The sequence below is a fragment of the Micrococcus sp. 116 genome, assembly GCF_902506395.1.
GTDB lineage: Bacteria > Actinomycetota > Actinomycetes > Actinomycetales > Micrococcaceae > Micrococcus > Micrococcus luteus.
On record NZ_LR732370.1, the window covers coordinates 2,243,179 to 2,247,414 of the forward strand.

3 protein-coding genes are annotated in these 4,236 nt (G+C 74.2%); 1 reads left to right on the plus strand and 2 read right to left on the minus strand.

Annotation, left to right across the window (positions count from 1 at the left end; genetic code table 11):
• Positions 1–816 (plus strand): glycerophosphodiester phosphodiesterase (locus tag CITRIK5_RS10510; protein WP_236557182.1); only part of this gene is annotated, 816 nt, incomplete at its 5' end.
• Between the two features lie 11 nt (positions 817–827).
• Here the strand turns inward: CITRIK5_RS10510 and CITRIK5_RS10515 are convergent.
• Positions 828–2,333, minus strand: a complete 1,506-nt coding sequence (locus tag CITRIK5_RS10515) for an aldehyde dehydrogenase family protein (RefSeq protein ID WP_061867219.1) — start codon at positions 2,331–2,333, stop codon at positions 828–830.
• A 207-nt stretch (positions 2,334–2,540) separates the two neighbouring features.
• A partial coding sequence (gene pgm, locus CITRIK5_RS10520; protein ID WP_236557183.1) for a phosphoglucomutase (alpha-D-glucose-1,6-bisphosphate-dependent) occupies positions 2,541–4,236 on the minus strand: 1,696 nt, incomplete at its 5' end.

Sequence of the window (4,236 nt, forward strand, 5' to 3'; positions counted from 1 at the left end):
GCCCCCGCCTACCTCACCGACTCCGTCCCCGCCCGTCGCGGCCACCCGCTGGGGTTCGCCCACCGGGGCGCCGCCGTCGACCGGGAGAACTCCCTGGCCGCGTTCGTGGACGCCCACGCCGCCGGATTCACCTACCTCGAGCTGGACGTGCGCACCACGGCGGACGGCGAGCTCGTCGTGTTCCACGACGAGACCCTGGACCGCGTCAGCACGGGCCGCGGCCGGCTGCGCGACCACACGTGGGAGCGGCTGGCGGACGTCACGGTCGGCGGGGAGCCGCTGCTGCGCTTCACCGAACTGCTCACGGCGCTCCCCGAGGCGCGCCTCAACGTGGACCTCAAGGACCGCGCGTCGGCCCCGGCCCTGGCCCGCATCCTCGCCGAGCACGGCGCGTGGGACCGCGTGCTCGTCGCCTCGTTCCACGACTCGCGGCGCCGCCTCTTCCGGCGCGCCCTCGCCCGCCTCGGCCACCCCGAGCGGGCGTACGGGCCGGAGCGGGTGGCGACGTCGGGCGGGGCGGCCGCCATCGCGGCGCTCGTGACGCTGGGCCCGCTGGGACTGACCCGCTGGCTGCGCCGGTGCGCCCTCGACGTCGACTGCGTGCAGGTGCCCGTCCGGCACGGCCGCGTGCCCGTGGCCACCGCCGACTTCGTGCGGCGGTGCCACGCGGCGGGCCTGCCGGTGCACGTGTGGGTCGTGGACGAGCCCGCGGAGATCGAGCGCCTGCTCGACCTCGGCGTCGACGGCGTCATGACCGACCGCGCCGACGTCCTCGCTGAGGTCTACGCCCGACGCGGCTTCTGGCCGCAGCGCTGATCCCCGCCCCCTCAGAGCATCTTCGGCAGCAGCGCCCGCTTCATCCGCCCGTACGGCGGGTACGCGGTCTTGAGCGTGTCCACCTGGTCCGACTTCGTGATGGACGGGCGCAGGTGGGAGAACGTCTCGAACCCGTGGATGCCGTGGTACGCGCCCATCCCGGACGCGCCGATCCCGCCGAACGGCAGCGTCGCGATGCCGGCGTGCAGCAGGCCGACGTCGTAGCCGAGGCCGCCGGCCTGCACCTGGTCGTCGAACGCGCGGTGGTAGCTCGGCCGGTCCGTGAAGAGGTAGGCGGCCAGCGGGTGCGGGCGCTCCGCGATGAAGTCCAGGGCGTCCTGGAAGGTGTCCACGGTCAGCACGGGCAGGATCGGGCCGAACAGCTCCTCCTGCATGAGCGCGCCGTCGGGCCGCACGCCCGTCACCACGGTCGGCGCCATGTACCGTCCTGCCACATCCACGTCGCCGCCGACGAGCAGCTCGGCGCCGGCGTCGAGGTCCGTCTGGAGCATCTCCCGCAGCCGCTCCGCGTGCTCGGCGGAGATGAGCCGGCCGTAGTCCTTCGACGCGCGGGGGTCGTCGCCGTAGAACTCGCGCAGGGTTGCGGGGAGCTCGGCGGTCACCTGGCGCAGCGCGGCCTCGCCGACGGCCAGCACGTAGTCCGGGGCCACGCACGTCTGGCCCGCGTTGGTGAACTTCGCCCACGCGATGCGGCGGGCCATCGCTCCCGTGTTCCGCGACGGCGTCACCACCGCCGGCGACTTGCCGCCCAGCTCGAGCGTCACGGGGGAGAGGGTCTTCGCCGCCGCCTCGTAGACGATCCGGCCCACGCGCTCCCCGCCGGTGTAGAGGATGTGGTCCCACGGCTCCGCCAGCAGCGCGGTGTTGCACTCCTTGCCGCCCGCCACCACGGAGACCAGCGCGGAGTCCAGGTACTGCGGCACCAGCTCCCGCAGCGCCGCCGCCGTGGCCGGGGCCTTCTCCGACGGGCTGAGCACCACCGTGTTGCCGGCCGCCAGCGCACCCACGACCGGGGCGAGCGCGAGCTGCACCGGGTAGTTCCACGCGCCGATGACCAGCACGAGACCCTTGGGCCGCGGCCTGACCTCCGCGCTCGCGGGCCGCAGGGCCAGCGGCAGCTTCACGGGCCGCGGCTCCATCCAGTCGGTCAGGTGCAGCAGCGCGTGGTCCACCTCGGAGCGCACCGAGACGATCTCCGTGATCAGCGCCTCGGTGGCCGGCTTGCCCAGGTCCGTGCCGAGCGCCGCGACGAACCGGTCCGCGTGCTCGGTCAGCATCCGCTTCAGGCCCTTGAGCTGGCGCACCCGCACCGCGCGCGGGTGGGCGGCGCGGGAGCGGGCGGCGGCGCGCAGCCGCTCGACGGCGGCCCGCGGCTCCTCGGGTCGGGGCCCGGCCGGCGCGATCGGCAGGGCCTCGGTGGGCAACGGCTCGCGGACCGGATCGTCGGCGGGGGAGTCGGGGGAGTCGGTGGTCAGGCCGGGGGGCTGCGTGCTCATGCCGGCCACGCTACCGAGCGGCCCTGTGCGGCGGCAGGGCGGGGCGCCGTCGTCGTCCTCCGGCCGCTGGTGCCGCCCCGACGGGCGCCACGGCGTTTTCGTTCGGGAAACGGCGCACGCGCCCCGCTGTTTCCCGAACGAAAGCGGTGCGACACGCCGCCGTTTCCCGCACGAAAGCGGACGGGGGGAGGGGAGATGGGGCGGGGGTCAGCCGATGACCGCGTCCACCAGCCGCTGCGCCTCCGCCTGCACCTGCGTCAGGTGCTCGGGGCCGCGGAAGGACTCCGCGTAGATCTTGTAGACGTCCTCGGTGCCGGAGGGCCGCGCCGCGAACCACGCGTGCTGCGTCACCACCTTGAGCCCGCCGATCGGGGCGTCGTTGCCCGGGGCGTTGGTCAGCGTCGCGAGGATGGTCTCGCCGGCCAGCTCGGTCACGGGGACGTCGTCGGGGGAGAGGGTCTTCAGCTTCGCCTTCTGCTCGGCGGTCGCGGGGGCGTCGATGCGCGCGTACGCCGGGTCGCCGTGCAGGGCCACGAGGTCGCGGTACCGCTCGGACGGGGACTGGCCCGTCGCGGCGATGATCTCCGCGGCCAGAAGGCACAGCAGCAGCCCGTCCTTGTCCGTGGACCACGGGCTGCCGTCGAACTGCACGAAGGACGCGCCCGCGGACTCCTCGCCGCCGAACACGCCGGTGCCCGTCAGCAGGCCCGGCACGAACCACTTGAAGCCCACCGGCACCTCCACGAGCTCGCGGCCCAGGTCCCCGGCCACGCGGTCGATCATCGAGGAGCTCACCAGGGTCTTGCCCACGCCCGCGCTCTGGGGCCACTGCTCGCGGTGGCGGTACAGGTAGTCGATGGCCACCGCGAGGTAGTGGTTCGGGTTCATCAGCCCGCCGTCGGGGGTGACGATCCCGTGCCGGTCCGCGTCGGCGTCGTTGCCGGTGGCGACGTCGAAGGGCGCCTGCCCGTCCGCGTCCGGGGTCATCCGCTCGATCAGCGAGGCCATCGCGTTCGGCGACGAGCAGTCCATGCGGATCTTGCCGTCCCAGTCCAGGGTCATGAACCCGAACCGCGGGTCCACCTCCGGGTTCACCACGGTCAGATCCAGCCCGTGGCGGTCGGCGATCTCGCCCCAGTAGGCCACGGACGCCCCTCCCATGGGGTCGGCGCCGATGCGCACGCCCGCCTCTCGGATCGCCTCCACGTCGATCACCTGCGGCAGATCGGACACGTACCGGTCCAGGAAGTCGAAGCCGCCCAGCTTCGCGTGGCCGGCGACGTCGGCGCTCGCTACCCGGTGCACGCCCGCCAGCCCGGCGGCGAGCAGCTCGTTGGCGCGGTCGGCGATCCACGTGGTCGCCTCGGTGTCCGCGGGGCCGCCGTGGGGCGGGTTGTACTTGAAGCCGCCGTCCGCGGGCGGGTTGTGCGAGGGGGTGATCACGAGGCCGTCCACGAGGCCGGCGTTGTCCCCGTCCACCGCAAAGCCCGACGGCGACAGCTCGCGCCCGGCGTTCAGGTGCAGGATCGCGTGGGACACGGCGGGGGTGGGCGTGTAGCCGCCGCGGGAGTCGACGAGCACCTCGACGTCGTTGCCGAGCAGCACCTCGACGGCGGTCTCCTGCGCGGGCCCGGACAGGGCGTGCGTGTCCTTGCCGACGAGGACCGGCCCCGTGATCCCGTGGTGCGCGCGATACTCGACCACGGCCTGCGTGATGGCGGCGATGTGGTCGTCGTTGAACGAGGTCGTGAACGCGGAGCCGCGGTGGCCGGAGGTGCCGAACACGACCTTCTGCGCCGGGTCCGTCACGTCCGGGTGACCGGTGCGGTACGCCTCCAGGAGGGCGTCGACGTCGATCAGGTCCTGCGGCAGGGCGGGGGTGCCGGGACGCTCGGAGGGGGGC

What these genes read in the sequence shown, in the direction of transcription:
- CITRIK5_RS10515 (WP_061867219.1), bottom strand. Translation starts at nt 2,333, where the DNA reads ATGAGCACGCAGCCCCCCGGCCTGACCACCGACTCCCCCGACTCCCCC.